Consider the following 22,940-nt stretch of genomic DNA (forward strand, 5'->3'; position numbering starts at 1 on the left):
TGCCGGCGAGGCTACCCGGTGCTTTCACATTTTCAAAATTGATAGTAGAAATCTTGAAAATCATTCTGTGTGATGTTGAGGTTGCCATGCTGCGGACCTTCGATCTGAATCTCCTTGTTGTGCTTCACACCTTGCTCGAAGAACGAAATGTCACCCGAACGGGCGAACGCCTGGGGCGGACGCAATCGGCAATCTCGAATTCCCTCAAGCGTCTGCGCGATCATTTCGACGACCCGCTTCTGGTGCGTACGCCCGAGGGGCTGAGACCGACACCGCGCGCACAGGAGCTTGCACCACAAGTTGCCGAGATCATCCGGCTATCCACCGGCTGCGTCGAACGCGAGCGTCGTTTCGATCCGACCACCGCCGAAGCGCGTTTCATGCTGGGCGCGCCAGACCGGTTCAGCCTGCCGGTCTTCCTGCCGCTTCTGGAAAACATGCGCAAGATCGCGCCCGGCATTTCGGTGACGCTCCGGGCCACGGACCGGGCCTACGCGATCCGGATGATCGAGCAGGAGGAGATCGACGTGGCGATCGGCTGGTTCGACAATGTGCCGGGGTACGTGAGCCAGCAATTCGCCTTCGAGGACAAGTTCGTATGCCTGTGCCGTGCGGCCCACCCGTTGCTCGCGCACGGCCCCCGGCCGGAACTGCAGGAGGTTCTGGATTATCCTCATCTCGTGGTCAGCTCGTCCGGCGGCCGCCGGGCCGTTTTCGACACGATCCTTGCGCGCCACGGGCTGCAACGCGCCATCGCCGCCACGATGACCAGCTTCACCATCGTACCGGAATTGTTGCAGCAATCGAACCTCGTCGGGGTATTTACCCATCGAACGGCGGAATACTTCGCCCGCCGTTTCGACCTCGTGATCGTTCCGGTACCGCTTGAGGTCGCACCAATCGCAAACCAACTGATATGGCACAAGCGTTTCGACGCGGACGAACCGCATGCCTGGCTGCGCCAGCAGATCCTGCTTGCCTGCGCGCAACCCTGAACGCCGGGCGCGTCCACACGGCTTTACCCAACAGGCGGCCTACCGTGGGAGTGGAACTCGTAATGGTCCCAGGCCCGCAGACAGGCGCTGGTCTCGTCCTGCCCCGACAGCGTCATCCGGAAATCGGCCCTGTTCATCGGCTCTGCCCGTCGCGTGGGCGGGCCATTCAACGGGAAAAGGCGACCCCGTCCATCAGCTTTCGGGCCGTGCGCAGGATGGCGGCGCTCTTGACGGCGCCTTGCGCATCCAGCTCTGCCACGACAGTCATCTCGCCGGTCGGATGTTCGATGGCCAGCGCCCGTTCCTTGCCCGTGCCGCGCTGCGCAAGCGCATAAGCCGGAGATCCTTCGATCAGGCAGGCAGTTGCGACGCTCACGGCACCCAGCACCCCGATCGTCTTGTGACAGCGATGTGGAATGAAGGTTCGCGTGGAAATCGCGCCCCCCTGCCGGGGCGTGCTGACCATGGTCATCTTCGGAACGGATTTCTCGGAGACGTCCCCGAGGTTCATCAACGGCCCGCAAGCCAGCCGAATGCGCTCCAACCGGGCGGTCAGCGCGCTGTTGGCCTCCAGCTCTTCCGGCGCCTCCGTCCCGCTGATGCCCATATCCGACGCCCGCAGCACCACGCAGGGCATGCCATTGTCGATCAACGTGACCTCGACGCCCTCGACCATGTCCACGACATTGCCGGTGGGCAGCAACGCACCACAGCTCGAACCGGCCGTATCCTTGAACTCCAGCGGAACGGCAGCAGCGCTTCCCGGCACGCCATCGATGGAAGCATCGCCCGCGTAATCGACGCGGCCGCCCGGCGTACACACCCGGGCGACGGCAACCTGCCCGGTGTTTTCCATGTAGATCGTCACCGGCGTCTCGCCGTCCCGCGCCGCGACCAGCCCGCGTTCGATTGCAAAGGGGCCGACGCCGGCGAGGATGTTGCCGCAATTCTGCGCATCCGTCACGATGGGCCGGTCCACGAAGACCTGCAGGAAGAGGTAGTCGACATCCACACCTTCGCGCTCTGACGGCGCAACCACGGCCACCTTGGATGTCAGCGGATCTGCCCCGCCCATGCCGTCGATCTGGCGGGGATCGGGGGACCCCATGATTGCGAGCAACAACCTGTCCCGCTCATCCCTGTCGCCAGGCAGATCGGCGCCAAGAAAATAGCCGCCCTTCGACGTGCCACCCCGCATCCACATGCATCGAATGCCGTCAGCCACCTGCATGCACTCCCTTATCCTGATGGAAATACCTCCGGGGGTTCGGGAGCAGCGCTCCCAATCCGCCGTCAGACATATTTCAAACCCTCCGCGGCCAGCCGCTCACGCATCTTGTAAATATCGAGCCCAAGCTCGCCGGCTTCGAACCGTTTGCGCTTGACTGCCTCGTTTGCCTCCCGCGCGCGCGCTTGCTCCAGCACTTGAGCGGCCTCTCCGCGGCGCACGACGCAGACACCGTCATCATCGGCGATAACCACGTCGCCCGGGTTCACCAACGCCCCCGCGCAGACAACCGGCACATTGACCGATCCGAGCGTTTCCTTGACCGTGCCTTGGGCGAAGATCGCCTTGGACCAGACCGGAAAGCCCATCTCCTTCAGCTCGCGAACATCGCGCACGCCCGCGTTGATCACCAGCCCGCGGCAGCCCCGTGCCATGGCAGAAGTCGCCAGCAGGTCTCCGAAATAGCCGGCATTGGAGGGCGAGGTCGGGGCCAGCAACAGGATGTCGCCCGCCTGGATCTGTTCGATGGCGACATGGACCATCCAGTTGTCGCAGGGCGGCGCCGAGATCGTCACCGCCGATCCGGCGATCCGGGCGCCGGAATAGATCGGGCGCATGTAATCGGCCAAAAGCCCCTTGCGCCCCTGCGCCTCGTGCACGGTAGAGACGCCAAGCGCGGCAAGCCCGTCAATGATGGCCTGATCGGCGCGGTCGATAGTCTGGACGACAACATTCATTCTGGTTCTCCTCCTGCCTGCGACCCGCTCAAAGCTCGTCCACGGTGCGCGGAAAGACCGACTGGAAACCTTCGGCATATCTCGCCGCGCGTCCGCCGGCCTGTCCGCCGGAGTTACGGCGGAAATGGTTGCCACGGTTCTCGGCCACGTTGGTGTAGAAATCCCACAGGTGATGCTGGCCCTCCATGCATTCGATGGCGGCGCGTTTCTTGTCCCAGACGTCGGTGATGTCGAGGAAGGTGTCCGGCTTCCAGCCCATCTGCTCGGTCTGGTGCGGCTCGAACAGGTAGAGCTGCGGCGCGCCAAGCACCTTCTCTCCCGGGTTGTGACCCCAGGCCTGTGCGATCATGCGGCAGGTCAGCACGAACTCCGTCGTGCGCATGTGATCGGTGTTGTAGGGGTCGTATTGCGAATGGCTCAGCATGAAACGCGGCTGCACGGCGCGGATGATATCCACCACGCGCGCCTGGGCTTCCTCGCCAAGGTCCAGCGGGTAGTCGCCGAGGTCGAGAAACTGGATGTCATGCACGTCGAGCGCAACGGCGGCATTTTCCGCTTCCTTGCGGCGGATCGCCTTCACCTCGTCGAGCGTCTTCCCTTCCTTCCACAGCCGCGCGCTCTCGCCGCGCTCGCCATAGGACAGGCAGGCAACAGTCACCTCGTAGCCGAGCTTCTGGTGCAGCGCGATTGCGCCACCACAGCGCCAGACGAAATCGGCTGCGTGGGCGGAAATCACCAGTGCGGTCTTGGGGCTACTCATCTTGGTCCTCCGGGGAGCATTCCTGTTTTCTGAGACTTTTCATAGAACGCGCGCCCGCCACATAACCATTTCAAACCAGTGGAAGTCGTATAATTTTCAGGTATAGACGGACAAGGCCTTCCCGGACACGCTGCAATGAACATACACAAAATCAATCTCCGCCATCTGCGCGCCTTCCACGAAACCGCGCGCGCGGGCAGCATTTCGGCGGCGGCTTCAGAGGTTCACCTGTCGCAGCCCGCAGTCACCCAGGCGCTGGCCAAACTCGAAAAGACGCTGAGTGTCTCGCTCTTCGTTCGCAGCCGTGGCGGCATATTCCTCACCGAGCCGGGCGCACGTTTTCACGACCGCGTTGCACGGGTACAGGACCACCTCCAGAAGGGCGCGGAGCGTTGCAGCCGGGCGGGTGGCCGCAAGAGATCGGGCGGTTTCCAGCATTTCGACCACCTTCTGACCAGCGCCCAATTACGGGCTCTACTGGCTGTCGAGGACGCGGGAAACTTCTCCTGGGCCGCGCGGCGGGTCGGCATTGCCCAGCCCGCGCTCTATCGGACCGCGCGGGACGTGGAACGGCTTTCGGGCGTAACGTTCTACGAGAAAACCGCCCAGGGGATCGCGTTGACTCCGGCCGCACAGGCGCTCGCGCTCTCGGCACGATTGGCATATGCGGAGCTGAAACAGGGGATCGACGAGATCAACGCTTGGTTGGGCCATGACAGCGCCGAAGTGGTCATTGGCACGATGCCGCTCGCCCGATCCCATGTTTTACCAATGGCAATCAATGAATTAACCCACTTGCGTCCGGATGTTCGGGTCCGGGTGGTCGATGGCCCCTATGCGGATCTTCTGCACGGATTACGCCATGGCCAGCTCGACCTGCTGGTCGGCGCCCTGCGCGATCCGGTTCCGGCTGACGATGTGGAACAAGCGCCACTTTTCGACGATGCACTGGCGATCCTCGCGCGCAGCGGCCACCCGCTTTCGGAGCAAGAGACCGTCACCATCCGAGACCTGGCCGCCTATGCCTGGGTGACGCCGCCAGAAGGTGTTCCGACCCGGGTCCTGTTCGATTCCCTGTTTTTCCAGGCCGGCATCGAGGCGCCGAGGCGGATCGTGGAAACCTCGTCCCAGATCGTCCTGCGTGGGCTGCTGATGGGCAGCGACCGGCTGACAATTCTGTCGCCACACCAAGTTCGGCTGGAAATGGAGCAAGGCCTTCTGAGTCAACTGAACGTCGAACTTAACGCGGCCAGCCGAACGATCGGCCTCTCGACTCGCAAGCACTGGCAGCCCACGGCCACCCAGTCCCTGCTACTGGATTTGCTTACAGAGGCGGCGCACAAACGTGTCGATTAGCCAGCACATATACCAATATCGAATACATTTTATGAGCAATCAATTTCCGTTCTCTTCAACGGCGATGGTATCGAATATGCACCCCGAACCGGAACCGAACCAGGACGCGAACCATGCCCGCCCCCGACAACCGCCAGAGCCCCCCGCTCGCCGTCGCGCTGATCGGCTTCGGCGAAGCCGCGCGCGCGTTCGTGAGCGGTTGGCAAGGCAGCGTCCCCCTGACGTTGACCGCTTTCGATATCAAAACGGACAGCGCAGGCCCGCAACGCAAGGAGATCCTGGCCGCCTGTGAGCGGCAGGGCGTGACTTGCGCCAAGTCGGCGCCCGAAGCCGTCGCTGAAGTGGATGTGGTCTTCTCCTTCGTGACCGCCGACCAGGCGGAGCAGGCTGCGCGAAGCGCTCTACCCGGCCTTCGCCCCGGGGATTTCTATTTCGACTGTAATTCCTGCGCGCCGCAGACCAAGCAGGCGTCGGCAGAGCAGTTCGACGCCGCTGGCGTGCACTACCTTGATGTCGCCGTCATGGCGCCTGTCCACCCGCGGCGTCACCAAACACCGGTGCTGGCAAGCGGCCCCCACGTCGAACACGCCGTGGAAATGATGGACCGACTGGACATGCAGGCAAAGGCGCTCGGCGTGACGGTCGGTGATGCAGCCGCTGTCAAGCTCGTCCGCTCGATCATGATCAAGGGCATGGAGGCGCTTACCGCCGAATGCCTGCTCGCCGGGCGGACGCTGGGCGTCGAGGAGCGCGTCATTGACACGTTGAACGAGAGCCATCCGGGCATGGACTGGGCCGCCACGATGCAGCGCAACCTCGAGCGGATGATGGTACATGGCCGCCGGCGCGCGGCAGAAATGCGCGAAGCCTGCACCATGGTCGAGCGGCTGGGGCTACCCGGCCGCATGGCCCAGGCCATCGCCAATTGGCAGCAGCAGATCGGAGAACAGGCGTTGCAGCCCGGCCCGGAAGACATGGGGGAGCGGGCCGACCTTGTTCTTGACGCGCTCACCCGGACCTCCGCGCGCCGCCGCTCGAGAGCGTGACACCGACAAGCTGCCGGCGTTCTCCCCGGGCAACTGATTACCACTCACCGAAGCAGGATAGGGCCGGCCCTTTGGTCGGCCCTTCCAACAGCTGCAAACGGAGAAGAACATGCGCCTTCCCCCTGGACCGGCTGACCGGTCGGCCTGGCCATGGTCGGCACCGGCATTGGCGGTCATTTGGCAGTGCGGCGTGCCTGCGCTTTGACAACGAGATCGACGGCATGTGGCACCATTCCCGCGCACAACCCGGATGAACGAATTTCCTTCGATCCGTCGGACGCGGGCTGTACCATCGAGGCAGATCATCGGTCAGGGAGGATCACGATGTCCAATCCGCTTCAATTCTCGATGGATTTCGGCAAGGTGGACCCGTCCGCGCGACGGGTGGAGGGGCAACCCCTGCGCATCCTTGTGATGCTGGACCTGGGCCCGGGGACGCGGTCGCAGGATATACCTCTGGAGACGCGTCCGATCCTGCCTCTGGATATCGATACGTTCGAGGATCTGTTCGAGCGGGAACGGCCGGTGTTCTCGCTGGGCGAGGAGGAGATCGCGCCGCGCGAGGTGGAGGATTTCCGGCCAGACGAGATTGCGCGCAGCCTGCCGGCTTTTCAGAAGCTGAAGGATCTGCGGCGGCGGTTGCGGATGTCGGGGAGCTTCGAGGAAGCGGCGGCGGAGGTTCGGGCCCTGTTGCAGGAAGCGCCGGAAACGTGCGAGGCAGCGGCGGCTCCGGAAAGCGACAGCGACACATTTGCGCGCCTGTTGGGCAAGCCCGCAGAGGCTGCGGCTGCGCCCGCGACGCCGCAGAAGAGCTTCCTGACCGGTCTGATCCGGGACGCAGTGGCAGCGCATGTAGTCGCGGAGGAAGACCCGCGCGCGGAGCAATATGTGGCCGCGGTGGACGCGGCGCTGGCAGCCCAGATGCGGGGGATCCTGCATGATCCGGATTTTCAGGCGCTGGAGGCCGCATGGCGCGGGCTCGATTTCCTGGTCTCGCAGGTGGAGACGGATGAAGAGCTTTCCCTCCATCTGTGGAACGTGACGCGGGAGGAGTTGCTGACGTCGCTGGGCGAAGGGGCGCTTGAAGGTTCGGTTCTGGACCGACGGCTGGTCGTGGAGCGCGAAGGAACACCCTTCTCGCTGATCGTGAGCGATATTCCGTTTCGCGGCGAGATGGAGGATATGCGGCTGCTGGGGACACTGGGCGCGATCGCCGGGCGGACGGGGGGCGTTGTGCTGGCCCCTGTCGGGCCGGAGGCCTTGGGGGCGCAGAACTGGGCGGCACTGGCGGACGCTACCGGGCAGGAGATTGCCCCTTCGGTTGGCTGGACGGCCTTGCGGGAAAGCGCGGTTGGGGGCCGGATCTGCGGCTTCGGCCCGGGCTTCCTGTTGCGCTCGCCCTATGGAAAGAAATTCGACCCGGTCGAAGGGTTCACCTTCGAGGAACTGGAGCGGCCCGGGGAAGAGCCGGAGGCGTTGCTGTGGGGCGCGGCATCGGTGATTGGCGCGGTGCTGATCGCACAGGCCTACCGTCAGGAAGGATGGGACGCATGGCTGCGCGGCAATCTCGACTTGGGCGACTTGCCGATGGTCTATTACGAGGCGGTCGAAGGAACACGGCTTCTGCCCTGCGCGGAGGTGCTCTTGCCGGAGCGCGCGGTGGAGCGGATCAAGGCCACGGGACTGGTACCTCTGGTGGCCAATCGGAGCCAGAACCTCGTGCGGCTGCCAGGTGTGCAGACGATTTCGGGTGAAGACGGGCAAGTGGGGCCATTTGGCGGCTGACCGACCTTGCCGCATCAAACGGGGAACAGGCGTCACTTCGCAAATCTCGATGGTTGGTTCAGGCGCGGGTCGCGCCGCCAGCCGCAGACCGCTGAAATCCAGATCCGCAAAGCCTCGTGGTAAAAGCGTTTTTGAGAATGCGAGAATCTGGTTGTCAGGCCATCTGGTCGCGGACGACCCTTCCCGCGATTGCTCGGCGCACGGGCATTGGTGGGCCGTCTGCCAGAGATCCAATGGCTTCTCGGAAATCGCGGCCGTGACGCTGATTTCCTCATAGACTCGCTTGAAAACAACAGTATCCGCGCACACTCTCCGTGAAGCACGACAAGCGCTGAACCAAACGACGCAACCGTCACGAGATCATGTTCCGCTGGACCATGGACATCCGCCGCGTGGCAACTCGCTACAACAGGCGCCCGAAGGCCTTCCTGTCGGCGATCACCCTCGCGGCAACCATCGCTTTCTGGCTATGCGTCCTGACCCTCGTGGAGTCCCCTTCCCTCCGTCACCGCCTCGGCGACGGATCTTCCGGTGTTGATCATTTCTCGTAGAGATAGACGGTCTTCTTCTCAAGATATTGCTCCAGACCAAACTTGCCGTCTTCGCCTCCCATGCCGGACTGCTTCCAGCCGTTGTGGAAACCCTGATGCTGTTCGCCCATGGCGCGATTGACGTAGAGCTCTCCTGCTTCCATCTCGTTGATGAATTTCTGGATGTTCGCGTGATCGCGGGAGTAGAAATAGGCCGCCAGCCCGTAGATGCTGTCCGACGCGTAGCTGATGGCCTCGTCCAGCGTCTTGAACGTGACGACAGGCAGGATGGGCCCAAAGGTCTCCTCTTCGACCGCCACATTCTCGTGACGCGTCTTCAGAACGGTCGGCTCGTACCAGAAACCCTTCTCGAACCCCTCGACAGTCGCGCGTTTGCCGCCCGTGAGCAATTCGCCCCCCTGCTCAATGCTTTCTTTGACGATCTTGTCGATATTCTCGATTTCCGCGGCATTGACCTTGGGGCTGAGGGTGGTTTCGGGATCGAGCGGATCGCCGATCTTGAGCGCTGCGACCTTGGGCAGGAAGAGCGCCATGAACTCCTCTGCAATCGCCTCGTGCAGATAGACCCGCTCGGCACAGGTGCAGACCTGGCCGCAATTTGTGAAACGCGCCCCGATCAGGATGTCGGCCGCCTTTTCCAGATCTGCGTCATCCATGACCACGAAGGGCGCCTTGCCACCGAGTTCCAGCATAACCGGAATCATATGTTTCCCGGCCGCCTGATAGATCTGTTTTCCGGCGAAGGTGGAGCCGGTCATGGTGACCATCGCGGTCAGCGGGCTTTCGCACAGGTAGTTCCCGATCACCGAGCCCTTGCCGTTGATGATATTGAGGACGCCGGGCGGAATGCCGGCTGCGTTTGCGATCTCGCCCAGAACTGTTGTCGTGAGCGGCGTTTCCTGGGTCGGCTTGAGGACCATCGTGTTGCCAGTGATCAGCGCCGGGCCGATCTTGCGCCCGGCAAGCGCCACGGGGAAATTCCAGGCGGTGATGCCGACGACCACGCCGCGCGGAACCTTGTGGATATAGATCTTCTCGTCGCGGCTGTCGGAGGGGAGGATATCGCCCTCGATGGTCATGGCATTGTCGCAGGCGTAATCGATGAAGCTTGCGGCTGCACCGACGTCGATCCGCGCAAGGTCGAGGATCTTGCCCTGTTCCAGCGTTACCATCCTGGACAGTTCCTCAAGCCTGTCCCGAATGCCCTGCGCGAACCTGCGCAGAATGGCCTGCCGCTCGCGGGCAGGCGTTGCCGCCCAATCCTTCTGTGCGGCCTTGGCAGCAAGAAGGGCTTTCTCCGCTTCGCTGATCGGCGAGGCCGGGATCTGACCGATCACCTCTCCAGTGGCCGGGTTTAGGACCTTGATGACCTCATCTGTCGGTGCCTCGACGAACGCGCCGTTGATGAAGTTCACGTTGTTTCTGAATTCCATTGGACCAGATCTCTTCAGGCCGCCATGTCCGCGGCGGCGTTCAGTTTGTCCCAGTCGAAGGTCACGCCGATACCGGGTGCGTTCGGGGCGACACCGAGGCCGTCCTCGAGCACGACGGGGCGCGTCGTGTAGCGATCGATCGGGAAGGAATGCAGTTCGACCCAGCCGCCATTGGGCTGCGCCGAAACCAGCGAAATGTGCAACTCCTGCATGCCGTGCGAGCAGACAGGAATGCCGTGTTTGCGGGAAAGCTCCGCCACCTGGAGCCAGCCGGTGATGCCGCCGCAATTGGACGCGTCGGGCTGGATGAAGGAGAGGCGGGCCTGTTCGAAAGCGTATTCGAACTCGTGGATCGTGTGCAGGTTCTCGCCCATGGCGAGCGGGAAACCGGTCTCCTCGACGATGCGGCCGTAGCCGGCGTAGTCGTCGGGGATCGTCGGCTCCTCGAACCAGAGCAGATCATAGGGCCTGAAGGCCTTCGCCGCCTCGATGGCCTGTTCGACGCTCATGGAATAGTTCGCATCGACCATGAAAGCAGCATCCGGCCCGATCAGATCGCGCACCGCGGCGATGCGCTCCACGTCTTCGGCCAATGTGGGCTGCCCAATCTTGATCTTGATCCCGTTGGCGCCTTTGGCGAGGTAGCCACGGATCGAGTCGAGCAGCTTGGGCAGAGGGAAGTTCAGGTCGATGCCGCCAAAGTAGCAGTTGCATCGGTTCGATGCCCCGCCCGCCATCTGCCAGAGCGGCTTGCCCGCCCGCTTGCAGCGCGCATCCCACAGCGCGCCGTCGCAGGCCGAGATGGCGAAGGAGGCGATGCCGCCACGGGCGACGTAATGGACGTGCCATTGCATCGCCTCGTAGAGCGCCTCGACCTCGGTGCCGTCCCTGCCCAGAAGGAAGGGCTTCAGGTCATGCTCGATCATCGCCAGGATCGACCAACCGCCCTTGCCGCCGGTATAGGTGTAGCCCGTCCCCTCGCTGCCGTCGTCGAAGCCGATGGTGACGGTGATCAGTTCGAAATGGGAATGGTCGCCGTGCTTGGCATCGGTCAGCACTTCATCGAGAGGCACCGCGAAATGCTGTGCCTTGAGAGAGATGATTTTTGCCATGTTCAGGCTCCCTGTTTTGATCCCGCGCGGGAGACGCGCGATTGCAGGAGGATAACGACGAAGAGGAAGAGGCCCCGGATCACCATCTGCCAATAGGCAGAGAAGGAGATGACACCGCGTCCGTTCTCGAAGTTCAGGATGTTGAAGACGAGGCCGAGCAGCAGCGCTCCCGCGACGGTCGCCGGCACCGAGCCCAGCCCACCGGTCAGCAGCGTGCCACCGACAACCACCGAAGCGATGGCCGAGAGCTCCCATCCCACGCCTTCCAGCGGCTGACCGGCTCCGAAGCCAGAGGCCAGTATCACGCCGGCGAGGCCTGCACAGCCTCCGGAAAGAATGTAGACGAATGCCTTGGCGCGGTTGACGGGCAGGCCCATCATCTTGGTCGCGTCCTCGCCACCGCCGATGGCTTCGACAGTGCGCCCGATGGAGGTTTTCTCCAGCACGATCCAGAGTGCCACGGCGAGGATCGCCACAACGATGATCGACCAGGGCAGTAGCCCGCCTACATTGTTCATGCCGAATTTGGTGAAGTTCGATCCCCAGTCGACCGAGATGGTCTGCCGCCCCGAGATCACCAGCGCGCCGCCTTTGGCGCCGAGCATGGTGGCCAGCGTGGCAATGAAGGGGGGGATTCGCATGGCGATGACGAAGAAGGCGTTGATGCTGCCGATGGCCATGCCGGCGAGGATTCCGCCCGGAAGTGCCACCTGGATGCCATAGGGCGACAGGTAGGCCACGCAAACGCTGGTGAAGGCCACCACGGAGCCGACCGAGAGGTCGATCCCTCCGGTCATGATGACGAAGCACATGCCAAGCGCGATGGCGATGAACATCGAGTTGTAGTTGAGGAAGGAGGAGATGTTGTAGGCGCCGGCGAAGTTCTCGTAGCGCATCGCTCCGAAGGCGATCATGACGATCAGCGCAAGCCACACGCCCATGGACTGACCGTTGCCCTGGATATAGCGGCGCAGGTCGAATGTGTTCTGGTCGAGCATCTGGGGTTACTCCTTCCGGCCTTGCTGCACATAGACAGCCAGCACGATGATCCCGGCCTTGGCGATCAGCGCGACCTCGTCGGCGACGCCATTGGCGAGCAGCGTATATTTGACGAGCTGGATGATGACGGCGCCAAGCACGGCCCCGAAGATCGGCGCCTTGCCGCCCATCAGCAGCGTGCCACCGACCACGGCGCTCGCGATGGCGTCCAGTTCCATCAGGTTGCCGATGCGGGCCGCGTCGGAGGCCGAGTTGATGGCGACAACGATGAGCCCGGCGATACCGGACAGCCCCGCTGAGATCACGTAGACGCCCGTCTTCACGCGGCGCACCGGGGTTCCGGTCAGCTTCGCGGCCTTCTCGTTGCCGCCCACCGCGAGGATACGGCGGCCGAACAGCGTACGGTTGACGATGTAGAAGAAGATGATGGCGATCACGAGCACGAGCCAGCCCTGGAAAGGCAGGCCGAGGATCTTGCCGGTGCCTAGATAGGAAAAGCCGGGATGTGTGAAGGTCTGCAGGTTGCCGTTCGTCAGCACCTGCGCGATGCCGCGCCCGGAGATGAAGAAGATCAGCGTGGCGATGATCGGCTGCACGCCGAGATAGGCCACGAGCGCCCCGTTGAAGAGGCCGCAAAGCAGCGCCACGAGTATCGGCACGATGATCGAGGCGGCCAGCCCGAGCCCTGGATAGGCCTGTGCGAAATCGCTGAGGAAAATCAGCGGCGCCAACGCGCCCGCCACGGCCATCACGGCGCCGACCGAGAGGTCGATACCGGCGGTGGCGATGACCAGCGTCATGCCGACGGCGACGATGGCAATGGTCGCCACCTGCGAGATATTCACAAAGAGCGTCTGCAATTGCAGGAAGTTCGGCGTGATGGCGATATTGATCAGGAGCAGCACCACCAGTGCGATGAGGCCCCCGTATTTGCTGAGCATCCTTGTGTCGAGGCCGGGCATGGCGGTGTTCCTGCTTTGGCCCGGGCGCGGACCCGGAGGGGTTTGGGTGATGTCGGTCATGCGGCGGCGTCCTTGCCCTGCTCGTCATGGGACTGCGCGATGGCGCCGATCAAGGTTTCCTCGGTGATGCCGGGGTTTTGCAGCTCGGAGACGGACTTGCCGTCTTGCAGCACCACGATCCGGTCGGCGCCTTCCACGAGTTCCTCGAATTCCGAGGAGATCAACAGAACGCCAACGCCCTTCTCGACATATTCGCGGATAATAGACTGGATCTCGAACTTGGCGCCGACGTCCACACCGCGGGTTGGCTCATCGAGGATCAACAGGTCCGGCTCCAGCGCCAGCCAGCGCGCAAGAAGTACCTTCTGCTGGTTGCCGCCCGAGAGTTCGCGGATCGGCTGTTCGATACTGGCCAGCTTGATCCCGAGCGCCTTGACGAAGTGATGAACGATCTCTTCCTCGCGTGCCCGGTCGATCGCGCCATTGCGCACCAGTCTCGGCATCAAGGCGAGGGTCATGTTCTCGCGCACCGACATCTCGGGCACGATTCCCTCCGCCTTGCGGTCCTCGGTCAGAAAACCGATGCCGCTGCGGATCGCATCTGCCGGATCCCTGAAGCCGGCAGGGTGGGAATGGGTGGCGACCACGCCACCGCGCAGTCGGTCCATGGCGAAGATCGCCCGCGCGGCCTCGGTGCGGCCGGAGCCGAGCAGCCCGCCCAACCCGACGATCTCGCCCTTGTGGACGGACACCGTGACGTCGCGCAGGTTGCGGTCGGTATGCAGGTTGGAGGCCTCCAGCAGCAACTCGCCACGCTCATGTGTTCCCCCGCCCAGATCGGTCATGCCGGCGGCGGAAATCTCTTCGGGGTCGCGGCCGAGCATGTCGGCAATCAGCCCGAGCTTTGTTGTCTGCGCGATCTCGCGCACAGCCACGGTCTGACCGTCGCGCATGATCGTGGCGCGGTCGCAGATATGGAACAGCTCATCAAGGAAGTGGCTGATATAGATTACGGAAATTCCCTTGTCCTTCAACCCGCGCACAACGCCGAACAGGGTCTTGACCTCGCTGTCATCGAGTGAGGAGGTCGGCTCGTCCATGATCACAAGCCGCGAGTCCAGCGAAACCGCGCGCGCAATCGCGGTAAGTTGCTGAACGGCGGTGGAATAGGTACCGAGCGGTTGGGTCACGTCGATATGGATGCCGAAATCGGCGAGGATCTCGCGCGTGCGCCGATGCGCCGCTTTCCAGTCGATCAGGCCCAGCCGCGTGCGCGGCTCGTAGCCCATGATGACATTCTCTGTGACCGAGCGGAGCGGCACGAGGCTCAACTCCTGGTAGATCGTGGCAATGCCGTTATCCTGTGCCTCGCGCGGCGAGGTAGCATTCCACGTCTTGTCCTCGAAGGTAATCTCACCGGAATCCCTGCGATAGACGCCGGTCAGGATCTTGATGAGTGTCGATTTACCGGCGCCGTTCTGGCCGATGACGGCGTGAACTTCGCCGGGGGCGATCTCAAGTTCTGCGGATGTAAGGGCAGCGACCCCCGCAAAGGACTTGTTGATGCCCTGCATTTTCAGGAGCGGTTGCATCATGGGCCTTTCGCCAAGAACGCACAGGGGCCGCCCGAAGGCAGCCCCCGGCAGGGAGGGGTTAATAGGCCTCGTCGATATGATCGGCGGCGTTGTCCTTGGTGAAGATCCGGTCCTCGACCTTGACCCAGGGCGGAATGCTCTCGCCGGCGGCGTATTTGCCCATGATCTCGCAAGCGAGCGGGCCGAAGAAAGGCGAGCTTTCGACCGTGACGCCCATCTTGCCGTCGATGATCGCCTGAAGCGCATCGCGGGTACCGTCGATGGAGACAACAAGCACGTCTTCGCCCGGCTTGCGCCCGGCCAGTTCCAGCGCCTGGATCGCACCGATGGCCATCTCGTCATTATGGGCATAGACGATGTTCACATCCGGATGCGCCTGAAGCAGCGTCTCCATGACCTGGCGGCCCATGTCACGAGCGAAGTCGCCGGTCTGGGAAGCGACGATCTCGAAACGGTCATCCTTGAGGATGTTGTCATCGAAGCCGGACTTGCGGTCATTCGCGGGCGAGGAACCTGTCGTGCCTTCCAGCTCGACGATGATGCCCTTGTCGCCTTCGAAATTCTCGATGACCCATTCGGCCACGCGCTTGCCCTGGTCGATAAAATCGGAGCCGAGGAAGGACACATAGTGCTCGCCGGCCTTGGCGACGTTCGGGTCAACCGAGCGGTCAACAAGGAAGGTCGGGATACCGGCGGCCTGCGCCTTCATCACGGCCGGGATAAGCGGCTTCTCTTCGCGCGGCGGCAGGAAGAGCACGTCGATGCCCTGCGCGATCATCGAATCCACGTCGGCAACCTGCTTGGCGGCAGAACCGGCCGCGTCGGTCGCGATCAGGTCCCAGTTGCAGGCCTCGGCCGTGTCATGGAACGACTTGGTTTCGGCGATCCGCCAGGGGTTGTTGCTCTCCATCTGGCTGAAGCCAACCTTGTAGCGTTCCTTTTGAGCAAGAGGGGGCGGTTCCGCCATGGCCGACATCGTGGTCAGACCAAGGCCGAAGGCGATAGCCGTCCCCATCAGAATTCTGCGTTTCATAGACTTTCCTCCACTGGTTTTGCGGCAATGGTCCCTCCCCTGCCGCCAATACGGGTCGCCCCTGATTTCGAAGCCACCCACGTCCACGAAGCACCTGAAGGCTTCATGATTACTTCAACGCCCCCTTCGGAACGCCAAACTCCACTCCTGGATCCGATTACCCAACCTCATGCGCTGGCACTCATCGAACCCGAAATCGCCATTGGTCGCCGCTTTGGCCGACTTCAGCTTGCGGCCATGGTTACCCAACTATCGCATCTTGGTTCTACCAAAATGTTCTCGTGAGGCTACCGGATAAAATGTATACGTCAAGAAATTTCTTCATGGGTAACCATCTCGACCAAATACCAGCTAAAAACCGGCCGGAATGGGTTGAAAGAAATTGAAATTCTGGATTTGGGTGGATATTATCCGCCTTGTTGTCATACCAAGGACGAGAAACGGTGATCCATTTGAGTCATTCGAATGCCGACGAATCCGTTCCAGCGGAGGGGCGCGCCTCGGACGTAGTGGTCGACCAGATTCAGCGCCAAATCCTTTCGGGGACGCTGGAAAACGACTCACTCCTACCTTCAGAGCGGGACTTGATGGAGCAGTTCTCCACGAGTCGCACGGTCATCCGCGAGGCCGTGGCAACGCTGGCCAGCCGTGGCCTGCTGGAAGCCAGGCCGCGCTTTCGTCCGGTCGTGCGCAAGCCCGGCTATGACACGGCACTCAACTCCGTGGGCTCCATCGTGCAGCTCATGCTGCAGCAGGAAGGCGGCATCGAATCGCTCTTCGCGAGCCGTGTCTTCGTCGAACGCGGGTTGGTTCGGGATGCGGCTGTCTCGGCAAACCGTGAGGACATCTCCGCACTCAAGGAAGCGCTGGCAAGAAACAAGAATGCCATTGCCGATTCGGAGACCTTCTACGAAACCGACATGGCCTTTCACGGGGTGCTTTACGGCATCCCGCGCAACCCGATCTTTCCAGCGATACACATTGCCTACTGCTCGTGGCTCAAGCCGCATTGGGGGCAGATGCTGCGCTCACCGGAACGCAACGAAGTGAACTACGCCAGCCACGTGGCGATCTACACAGCCATTCTGGAACGTGACCCGGACGCCGCCGAAGAAGCGCTGGCGACCCATCTGAGCACCGCCTGGGAGTATGTGCGGGAGACATTTGGCGCGTCATAGCAGCGGCCCTTGAGGAGAAACAGAATGGAAAGCTTCGATCACATCGTCATTGGCGGCGGTGCCGCCGGTTGCGTCGTCGCGGCCCGCCTGGCGGAGGCCGGTCAGAGCGTATTGCTGCTGGAGGGCGGCCATTCGCACCACCACCCGCTGCTGGACATGCCGCCCGGCATTTTCAAGCTGATCAACGGCTCCAAGTACATGGTGCACCACCAGACCGTTCCCCAGGACCAATTCGGTGGCCGGCAGCCCTTCATTCCGCAGGGCAATGTCCTAGGTGGCGGCTCCACGGTGAACGGACAGGTCTATATGCGCGGGCGCCCCGGTGACTACGACTATTGGGATTCGTTGCTGCAGGGCTCGCAGGATTACGTGCCCTGGGACTACGAGACCTGCCTGCCAGTCTTCACCGCCATGGAGGACAACAACCGCCTTCTCAACCGGTATCACGGTGTGGGCGGCCCGCTGAAGGTCTCCGATCCGGGCCATATCGAGCCCGCCTCGCGCTGGTTCGTGCAGGCAGTGCAGGCAATGGGCGAACCCTTCAACAGCGATTTCTGTGGCGAGAGCCAGCGCGGCGCGGGCTATTACCAGTTCATGAATCGCAACGGCAAGCGCTGCTCGGCGGCCTACTCACATATAGAACCACTCAAGGACAACCCGAACCTCACCGTGCGGCTGCAATCCTCGGTGCAGAAAATCGTTCTGGAAGGTAAGCGCGCCGTCGGCGCGATCTACGTGGACAAGTCCGGCCAGCCCCACGAAGTCCGCGCCGAGGGCGAAGTTGTCGTGACCGCGGGCGCGCTTGTAACGCCGAAGATCCTGATGCTTTCCGGCATCGGCCCGGCCGATCACCTCCGCGAGGTCGGTGTCGAGGTGGCGCATGACCTGCCCGGCGTCGGCGAAGGCCTGATTGACCACGCTGAAGTTCCGATCACGGCCTATTTCAACGGCCCTCATGGCTACTACAAGCAGGGCGAAGGATGGCGGATGATCCTGAACGGGATCCAGTTCATGCTGTTCGGTACGGGCCGCGTCTGCTCCACCGGCGTCGAATGCGGCGCATTCGTCAACCCGGTGGATCGCGATGCAGACCCCACGATCCAGACCTTCTGCGTTAACATGGTCTATATCGACAAGGACGCGCAGGACCTGGTGAAGGACCAGCCCGGCGTGACCGTGGCAACCTCGGTGATCCAGCCGAAGTCCAAGGGCTGGCTACGGCTGGCGTCGAGCAATCCAAAGGACATGCCGCTGGTCAACCCCAACATGCTGAGCCACGAAGACGACATGGCGATGATGATCGAGGGCCAGAAATTCTTCGTCGAGGTGCTAAACCAAGAGCCGTTGAAGTCGAAGATCAAGGAAGTGGTGCTGCCGAGTGCCGAGACACTGAAGTCCGACGAGGCGATTGCGGCGCATTGCCGTCGTTTCGCCAAGACTGGCTATCACCCCTGCTGTTCCGCCAAGATGGGTCATGATGACGACCCTATGGCCGTGCTCGACCCGCAGCTACGGGTGCGTGGGATCGAGGGACTGCGGGTCTGCGACATGTCGGCGACGCCCTATATCACCGCCGGAAACACCCAGGCCCCGGTGATGATGATCGCGGATCGCTGCGCGGACATGATGCTCGGAAATACCTGACGACATCCATCCGCGCTCTGCGCAATGTTCAAATTGCGACGATCCTGGTGCGGTCGCGGCGAAGGTTTGGCGCGTTTGACCTTTTCCGCGGGCCCGGCCAATTCGGTTAGCGGGACAGGAGCCCCCCATCGACCGGCATCGAATGCCCGTTGATCATTTCAGCGGCATCGCTCAGCAGAAACGCGACGATCCCGGCGATATCGCCGGTTTCGGCGAAGCGGCGGATCGGCATCCGGTCCAGAACCGGCCCGGATTTCGCGGGGTCGCTCCACGCCTCGGCGGCAAGGTCCGTCATAGTAATGATCGGGTTGACGCAATTTACCCGGATGCCGTGTTCACCGAGCTCATTGGCCATTACCCGGCTCATGGCATCAAGCCCCCCCTTGGACGCGCAATAGGCAGCGTGGTCCGCCCAGCCGATGAAGGCCGACATGCTCGACACCTGAACGATGGCGCCGCCGCCACCATTGGCGATGCGGTGTGCTGCGAATTCCTGTGAGACAATCATTGCGGCGCGCAGGTTGATCGCGATGATCCGATCAAAATCATCGGCGGAAACCTCGAGAAATGACTGTAGTATGTTTGTTCCGGCACAGTTCACGAGGAAGTCCGCCGGCATCGCGTCCCGCGCTGCTTCCCTTGCGGCGGCGGCATCAGCGAGATCCACAACGATGTATCGTCCGCCGACCTCGTCGAAAAGGCTCTGCAAATCCGCCTCGGTCCGCCCCATCGAAACAATCTGGGCGCCCATTTTCGAAAGTCGCAGAGCAATTTCTCGGCCGATCCCCTTGCCGGCTCCGGTGATCGCGACCGTTTTGTTGGTAAACCCCATCTGCTCGACTCCCTTGCGCGGCGCGCCGATTGTTACCTCTCTGGTTCGGTTACTCAAGGCATGGTGGATCCGTGATCCGCAAGGCATTGATGAACAAAGGCCGTCCGGGACCCCCTTCAGAAATCTAGGTCAGCCCAGCGTCATGCCGAAGCCTGCCTCTCCCCACTGTCGCACGACGCCCTGATCGGGCTATCTGGCCATTGATTCGCGCACAATGGCGAGGGAGGCACTTCGGAAGCATGGTTCACTGCTGCTCTGGTTCGACCGCGACATGGCCTGGCTCGCTGAGAAGAATGCAAAGCAGGGCGACTGGAGCGATTCTCAGAATGAGGAGGATCGGAAATCCGTCCAGAGGACGTTTCTCAAACCTAGCAATTCAGTTCCATCTGAGCGTGAAGGTGCTGTTCCGCCCTCCACGTCGGTGGGCCTCTCTGCAAGCAATGGAGCGGCTATCACATCCTAAGTCGCGCCGAGGCCAGAATGAGAAGCCTCAAGCCATTCAGTGAGCGCATCATGGCGCAGGGGCCCGAACAAGAAACTGCCGAAATCCTCACCCGCATTGCCCCCATGAACCGCATCTCAGCCCTCGGGCCGAGGTCTGCGACAATGTCGTATTTTGGGGGAACGATAGAAATTCATAGCGATATTTCTATTTGTTTTCAGTTGGATGCTTGGGAGAAGTGGCGCGCTGGGGAGGATTCGAACCCCCGACCCCTTGATTCGTAGTCAAGTACTCTATCCAACTGAGCTACCAGCGCGTGGGAGTGACCGAATAGCCTTGGCCTTCAGGGGGCGCAAGAGGAAAAACACAAAAAAGTGGTTGTCGGGCGGAAAACGCTCCTGTCCTGCGGGTTACTTGCCGTCTGATCCCGCGAGAGAAATGGACTTGGGCAGGAACACGGAAAACGCCGTGCCGTCCGGCCCGGTACGCAGCAGTTCCAGCCGTCCGCCATGTCCACGCACGAGTTCCAAGGAAATGGCCAGACCGAGACCGGAGCCCCCCTTGCGGGTTCCGCCCTGGAAAGGTTGGAACAGGTATTCCCGGGCCTTCGGCGGAAGCCCCGGCCCGGTATCGGCCACGATAAGTGCCCAGCCTTCGTCATGCTCCTCGGCGGAGACGCATATCTCGCCCGGCTTGCCGGTGGCAAGGATCGCCTGCCGGGCATTGCGCACGAGGTTCGATATCACCCGGTGGAGCTGTTCGGGATCGGCGCGCAGAATCATGCCGGCGGGAACGTCTTCGGCAAAGCTGATATCGGCATCGCCCACGGCCAGCCGTTCGCTCTCGATCACGTCGTTCACGAGGCTCGCCGGCTGCAGGCGTTCCAGCCGCGGGGCCGGTTCTTCGGCCTTGCCAAAGGCCAGCGTGGATTCGCAAAGCGACACGGCGCGCGAGATGGAGCCCACCAGCTTCGGCGCGGCGCGTTGCACCGCCGGGTCCTTGCTGGTTTCCATCCGGTCGGCAAAGAGCTGCGCCGTGGTCAGGATATTGCGCAGGTCGTGGCTGATCCTGGCCACCGCGCCACCCAGCTGGGCCAGGCGTTCCTTCTGCCGCAGGGCGCCCGTGAGGTCTGTCTGCATGCTTTGCAGCGCTTCCTCGGCCTCGCGCAGTTCCAGCACCTTCGCTTCCGGCGAAATTATGCGGCGCGCATCTTCCGGGGCGGCAGCGTAGCTTTTCATGCCCTCCACCAGCCGGTGGATCGGTGCGACGAGGATGCCGCGCACGGACAGGAACAGCAACAACGCGGTCACAGCGGAGATGACCGCGGAGAGCAACAGGATCCGAAGCCCGTAATCCATCATCTCCATGCGGAGCCTGTCGCTGGTCATGGTAACCTCGATCAGCAACCCGGCCTCGCGCACCGGGTCGCCGATGACCCGGATCACCTGAGGCTCGGGATCGACAAGGCAGGCCAGCGCATCCCGGATCAACTCCCATGCCGAGGCATGACGCAGGTCGAATGTCGCCTGAATTGGGGACGGGATGGGCGAAGACAGGATGAGTTGTCGCATCTCGTCCCGCCGCAGAACGACGTTGAGGACGCCGGCATTTTCGAGAAGTTCCGCCTCCAGATCGGCGTCGATCATGTCCTCGGTGGCGAGCAGGGCAAGCGAGGCGATCTGGGCCCGCTCCAGCCGGGACAGCAGGAAATCCTCCCGGAAGCGCGCGATGGACGGCACGAAGATAAGCACTTCGGCCAACATTACGAAAGCTACCGTCAGAAGCAGGAAGCGGCCGGAGAGCGAGTTGAGGAACATGAGACGTAAATGCCTTACGGGATGTGGCGCTGGACGAAGCCGACCACCTTCTTGACCATAGAACTATCAAAGAGCTGCGGCGAGAAATAGGCCCCGGCGGCGCGTTTGCCGATTTCCGCCAATGTCGGGTAAGGCAGCACTGTATTGGCCATGGCTTTCATTTTCAGCCGATTGGCAATCATCAGCGCCCAGGGCGCGATCAACTCGCCCGCCAGCGCTCCGGTGATCGACGCGCCCACCGGGCGGCCGCGATAGACCATGACCTTGATCAACCCCTCCGTCTTGCCCTCGGCAATCGCGCGGTCATTGCCGTCATAGGCGAAGCGGACCACTTCGAGGGCCGTCCCATGTGCCTTGCGTGCCTGCGCCTCCGTCAGCCCGACCTGCGCCAGTTCTGGATCGGTGTAGATCGCGTAGGGGATATGGCTTTGGCCCGACCGGGCAGGCAGTCCGAACAGGATGGAACGGGCGATGACGCCAGCGTGGTACCCGGCGACATGGGTAAAGCGCATATGGCCCGCCGCGACATCGCCAATGGCATAGATCCTGCGGTTGGAGGCGCGCAGGCCGCGATCCACCTCTATACCCCGCCGGTCGAAGCGCACACCCGCGCGGTCGAGATCCAGCTTCTCCGTGTTTGGCAAGCGACCAGCCGCGACGAGCAGGTGGCTTCCCTTGATCGGGCCGGAGGCTGTTTCCAGCGTGACGGCGCCTTCCTGGCCGGAGACCCGCTCCGCGGCGGTGTTTTCGAGGATCTCGACGCCTTCTTCCCGAAGCCGGTTCAGGACGCGCTCCGACATCTCGGGATCTTCGTTGCCGAGCGCTGTCATTGCCTCAACGACCGTCACCCGGCTGCCGAGCCGGATATGGGCCTGCGCCATTTCCATCCCGATTGGCCCGCCGCCGAGAATCAACAGGTGCTCCGGCCGCTCTCTCAGATCGAAAAGCGTCTCGTTGGTGAGGAAGGGCATCTGGTCCAACCCGTCGATGGGCGGGATGAAAGGGCGTGACCCGGTCGCAACGACAAAGCGGCGGGCCTTGATACGGGTCCCGCCGGCCTCGACCTCCCGGTCCGAGAGGAACCTCGCCCAATCGCGGATGACCCGCACCCCGAGCCCTTCGAACCGTTCCTGGCTGTCATGCGGCGCGATGGTTTCGATCGCGCGACGGACATGGTCCTTTGCGGCGGCATAGTCGATCTCGGGATGAACGGGGGTGATGCCGAGCAGGCGGCCCGTCCGCATGGCGTGGGCCTGTTTTCCGGCAGCGATCAGCGCCTTGGACGGCACGCAGCCGTAATTCAGGCAGTCCCCGCCCATCTCGCCGCCTTCGATCAGGACGACCCTCGCGCCCATCTGAACCGCCCCGGCGGCCAGCGACAGTCCACCGGAACCGGCGCCAATGATGCAGAGATCCGTTTCGATCCGTTCCATGC

18 protein-coding genes, 1 tRNA gene and 2 pseudogenes are annotated in these 22,940 nt (G+C 62.6%); 8 read left to right on the top strand and 13 right to left on the bottom strand.

Translation table 11 applies throughout. The features are described 5' to 3' along the window. Positions 1-86 precede the first annotated feature (86 nt). Positions 87-995 (top strand): LysR family transcriptional regulator, encoded by a 909-nt coding sequence (locus AX756_RS25610; RefSeq protein WP_068310871.1) that lies wholly within the window; start codon positions 87-89, stop codon positions 993-995. Positions 996-1,161: 166 nt separating this feature from the next. Here AX756_RS25610 and AX756_RS10600 read toward each other — a convergent pair whose 3' ends face one another. From AX756_RS10600 to AX756_RS10610, 3 genes are all read right to left on the bottom strand, one after another. Next, positions 1,162-2,226 (bottom strand): 4-oxalomesaconate tautomerase, encoded by a 1,065-nt coding sequence (locus AX756_RS10600; RefSeq protein WP_199288095.1) that lies wholly within the window; start codon positions 2,224-2,226, stop codon positions 1,162-1,164. A gap of 62 nt (positions 2,227-2,288) precedes the next feature. After that, complete coding sequence (locus AX756_RS10605; protein ID WP_068310873.1) at positions 2,289-2,960, bottom strand: 4-carboxy-4-hydroxy-2-oxoadipate aldolase/oxaloacetate decarboxylase; 672 nt, start codon at positions 2,958-2,960, stop codon at positions 2,289-2,291. A 28-nt stretch (positions 2,961-2,988) separates the two neighbouring features. Further along, complete coding sequence (locus AX756_RS10610) at positions 2,989-3,720, bottom strand: PIG-L deacetylase family protein (RefSeq protein WP_068310876.1); 732 nt, start codon at positions 3,718-3,720, stop codon at positions 2,989-2,991. 135 nt (positions 3,721-3,855) lie between these two features. Here AX756_RS10610 and AX756_RS10615 point away from each other — a divergent pair, with 135 nt between their 5' ends. The 4 genes and pseudogenes from AX756_RS10615 to AX756_RS26865 form a co-directional block, all read left to right on the top strand. Beyond that, the gene (locus AX756_RS10615) at positions 3,856-5,076 is read left to right on the top strand and encodes a LysR family transcriptional regulator (protein WP_068310879.1); all 1,221 of its coding nucleotides are present in this window, start codon (positions 3,856-3,858) and stop codon (positions 5,074-5,076) included. Positions 5,077-5,189: 113 nt separating this feature from the next. Next, entirely contained in the window at positions 5,190-6,122 is a 933-nt protein-coding gene (locus AX756_RS10620; protein WP_068310882.1) for an NAD(P)-dependent oxidoreductase, read from the top strand. Between the two features lie 324 nt (positions 6,123-6,446). Then, positions 6,447-7,907, top strand: coding sequence for a type VI secretion system contractile sheath domain-containing protein (locus tag AX756_RS10625; RefSeq protein WP_068310885.1), 1,461 nt, complete (start codon positions 6,447-6,449; stop codon positions 7,905-7,907). Positions 7,908-8,224: 317 nt separating this feature from the next. Continuing rightward, positions 8,225-8,377, top strand: a pseudogene (locus AX756_RS26865) (IS5/IS1182 family transposase); the annotation flags it as partial. 68 nt (positions 8,378-8,445) lie between these two features. Here the strand turns inward: AX756_RS26865 and aldA are convergent. The 6 genes from aldA to AX756_RS10660 are packed head-to-tail and all read right to left on the bottom strand — an operon-like array spanning position 8,446 to position 15,592. Further along, entirely contained in the window at positions 8,446-9,891 is a 1,446-nt protein-coding gene (gene aldA / locus AX756_RS10635) for an aldehyde dehydrogenase (protein WP_068310890.1), read from the bottom strand. Between the two features lie 14 nt (positions 9,892-9,905). Next, positions 9,906-11,003 carry a mandelate racemase/muconate lactonizing enzyme family protein gene (locus AX756_RS10640; RefSeq protein ID WP_068310893.1) on the bottom strand — a complete coding sequence of 366 codons (1,098 nt, stop codon included), beginning with the start codon at positions 11,001-11,003 and terminating at the stop codon, positions 9,906-9,908. A gap of 2 nt (positions 11,004-11,005) precedes the next feature. Beyond that, a complete protein-coding gene (locus AX756_RS10645; protein WP_068310896.1) occupies positions 11,006-12,001 on the bottom strand; it encodes an ABC transporter permease in 996 nt (331 codons plus the stop codon). A 6-nt stretch (positions 12,002-12,007) separates the two neighbouring features. Continuing rightward, positions 12,008-13,024: an ABC transporter permease gene (locus AX756_RS10650; RefSeq protein ID WP_082739044.1), complete on the bottom strand. Its 1,017-nt coding sequence runs from the start codon at positions 13,022-13,024 to the stop codon at positions 12,008-12,010. Next, positions 13,021-14,559: a sugar ABC transporter ATP-binding protein gene (locus AX756_RS10655; protein WP_231701031.1), complete on the bottom strand. Its 1,539-nt coding sequence runs from the start codon at positions 14,557-14,559 to the stop codon at positions 13,021-13,023. The genes AX756_RS10650 and AX756_RS10655 overlap by 4 nt, the downstream gene beginning before the upstream one ends. Before the next feature lie 58 nt (positions 14,560-14,617). Further along, positions 14,618-15,592, bottom strand: coding sequence for an ABC transporter substrate-binding protein (locus tag AX756_RS10660; RefSeq protein ID WP_068310902.1), 975 nt, complete (start codon positions 15,590-15,592; stop codon positions 14,618-14,620). A 443-nt stretch (positions 15,593-16,035) separates the two neighbouring features. On the opposite strand from AX756_RS10660, the gene AX756_RS10665 reads away from it, so the two are divergent. Together AX756_RS10665 and AX756_RS10670 are read left to right on the top strand one after the other, a co-directional pair. After that, positions 16,036-16,770, top strand: a complete 735-nt coding sequence (locus AX756_RS10665) for an FCD domain-containing protein (protein ID WP_068310904.1) — start codon at positions 16,036-16,038, stop codon at positions 16,768-16,770. A gap of 24 nt (positions 16,771-16,794) precedes the next feature. After that, positions 16,795-18,414, top strand: coding sequence for a GMC family oxidoreductase (locus AX756_RS10670; RefSeq protein WP_068310907.1), 1,620 nt, complete (start codon positions 16,795-16,797; stop codon positions 18,412-18,414). A 106-nt stretch (positions 18,415-18,520) separates the two neighbouring features. Here AX756_RS10670 and AX756_RS10675 read toward each other — a convergent pair whose 3' ends face one another. Further along, a complete protein-coding gene (locus AX756_RS10675) occupies positions 18,521-19,246 on the bottom strand; it encodes an SDR family oxidoreductase (protein WP_068310910.1) in 726 nt (241 codons plus the stop codon). 193 nt (positions 19,247-19,439) lie between these two features. On the opposite strand from AX756_RS10675, the pseudogene AX756_RS26870 reads away from it, so the two are divergent. Next, a pseudogene (locus AX756_RS26870) lies at positions 19,440-19,677 on the top strand (transposase); the annotation flags it as partial. A gap of 250 nt (positions 19,678-19,927) precedes the next feature. Here AX756_RS26870 and AX756_RS10680 read toward each other — a convergent pair. The 3 genes from AX756_RS10680 to AX756_RS10690 form a co-directional block, all read right to left on the bottom strand. Next, a tRNA-Arg gene (locus AX756_RS10680) sits at positions 19,928-20,004 on the bottom strand. Positions 20,005-20,098: 94 nt separating this feature from the next. Further along, positions 20,099-21,505 carry a sensor histidine kinase gene (locus tag AX756_RS10685; protein WP_068310912.1) on the bottom strand — a complete coding sequence of 469 codons (1,407 nt, stop codon included), beginning with the start codon at positions 21,503-21,505 and terminating at the stop codon, positions 20,099-20,101. 14 nt (positions 21,506-21,519) lie between these two features. After that, positions 21,520-22,938, bottom strand: a complete 1,419-nt coding sequence (locus tag AX756_RS10690; protein WP_068310915.1) for a dihydrolipoyl dehydrogenase family protein — start codon at positions 22,936-22,938, stop codon at positions 21,520-21,522. Positions 22,939-22,940: the final 2 nt, after the last annotated feature.

Origin of the sequence: Aliiruegeria sabulilitoris (genome assembly GCF_001558155.1) — a bacterium.
GTDB lineage: Bacteria > Pseudomonadota > Alphaproteobacteria > Rhodobacterales > Rhodobacteraceae > Tropicimonas > Tropicimonas sabulilitoris.

What these genes read in the sequence shown, in the direction of transcription:
- AX756_RS10690 (WP_068310915.1), bottom strand. Translation starts at nt 22,938, where the DNA reads ATGGAACGGATCGAAACGGATCTCTGCATCATTGGCGCCGGTTCCGGT.
- AX756_RS25610 (WP_068310871.1), top strand. Translation starts at nt 87, where the DNA reads ATGCTGCGGACCTTCGATCTGAATCTCCTTGTTGTGCTTCACACCTTG.
- AX756_RS10685 (WP_068310912.1), bottom strand. Translation starts at nt 21,505, where the DNA reads ATGTTCCTCAACTCGCTCTCCGGCCGCTTCCTGCTTCTGACGGTAGCT.
- AX756_RS10675 (WP_068310910.1), bottom strand. Translation starts at nt 19,246, where the DNA reads ATGGGGTTTACCAACAAAACGGTCGCGATCACCGGAGCCGGCAAGGGG.
- AX756_RS10650 (WP_082739044.1), bottom strand. Translation starts at nt 13,024, where the DNA reads ATGACCGACATCACCCAAACCCCTCCGGGTCCGCGCCCGGGCCAAAGC.
- AX756_RS10625 (WP_068310885.1), top strand. Translation starts at nt 6,447, where the DNA reads ATGTCCAATCCGCTTCAATTCTCGATGGATTTCGGCAAGGTGGACCCG.
- AX756_RS10660 (WP_068310902.1), bottom strand. Translation starts at nt 15,592, where the DNA reads ATGAAACGCAGAATTCTGATGGGGACGGCTATCGCCTTCGGCCTTGGT.
- AX756_RS10605 (WP_068310873.1), bottom strand. Translation starts at nt 2,960, where the DNA reads ATGAATGTTGTCGTCCAGACTATCGACCGCGCCGATCAGGCCATCATT.
- AX756_RS10620 (WP_068310882.1), top strand. Translation starts at nt 5,190, where the DNA reads ATGCCCGCCCCCGACAACCGCCAGAGCCCCCCGCTCGCCGTCGCGCTG.
- aldA (WP_068310890.1), bottom strand. Translation starts at nt 9,891, where the DNA reads ATGGAATTCAGAAACAACGTGAACTTCATCAACGGCGCGTTCGTCGAG.
- AX756_RS10610 (WP_068310876.1), bottom strand. Translation starts at nt 3,720, where the DNA reads ATGAGTAGCCCCAAGACCGCACTGGTGATTTCCGCCCACGCAGCCGAT.
- AX756_RS10645 (WP_068310896.1), bottom strand. Translation starts at nt 12,001, where the DNA reads ATGCTCGACCAGAACACATTCGACCTGCGCCGCTATATCCAGGGCAAC.
- AX756_RS10670 (WP_068310907.1), top strand. Translation starts at nt 16,795, where the DNA reads ATGGAAAGCTTCGATCACATCGTCATTGGCGGCGGTGCCGCCGGTTGC.
- AX756_RS10655 (WP_231701031.1), bottom strand. Translation starts at nt 14,559, where the DNA reads ATGATGCAACCGCTCCTGAAAATGCAGGGCATCAACAAGTCCTTTGCG.
- AX756_RS10600 (WP_199288095.1), bottom strand. Translation starts at nt 2,226, where the DNA reads ATGCAGGTGGCTGACGGCATTCGATGCATGTGGATGCGGGGTGGCACG.
- AX756_RS10615 (WP_068310879.1), top strand. Translation starts at nt 3,856, where the DNA reads ATGAACATACACAAAATCAATCTCCGCCATCTGCGCGCCTTCCACGAA.
- AX756_RS10640 (WP_068310893.1), bottom strand. Translation starts at nt 11,003, where the DNA reads ATGGCAAAAATCATCTCTCTCAAGGCACAGCATTTCGCGGTGCCTCTC.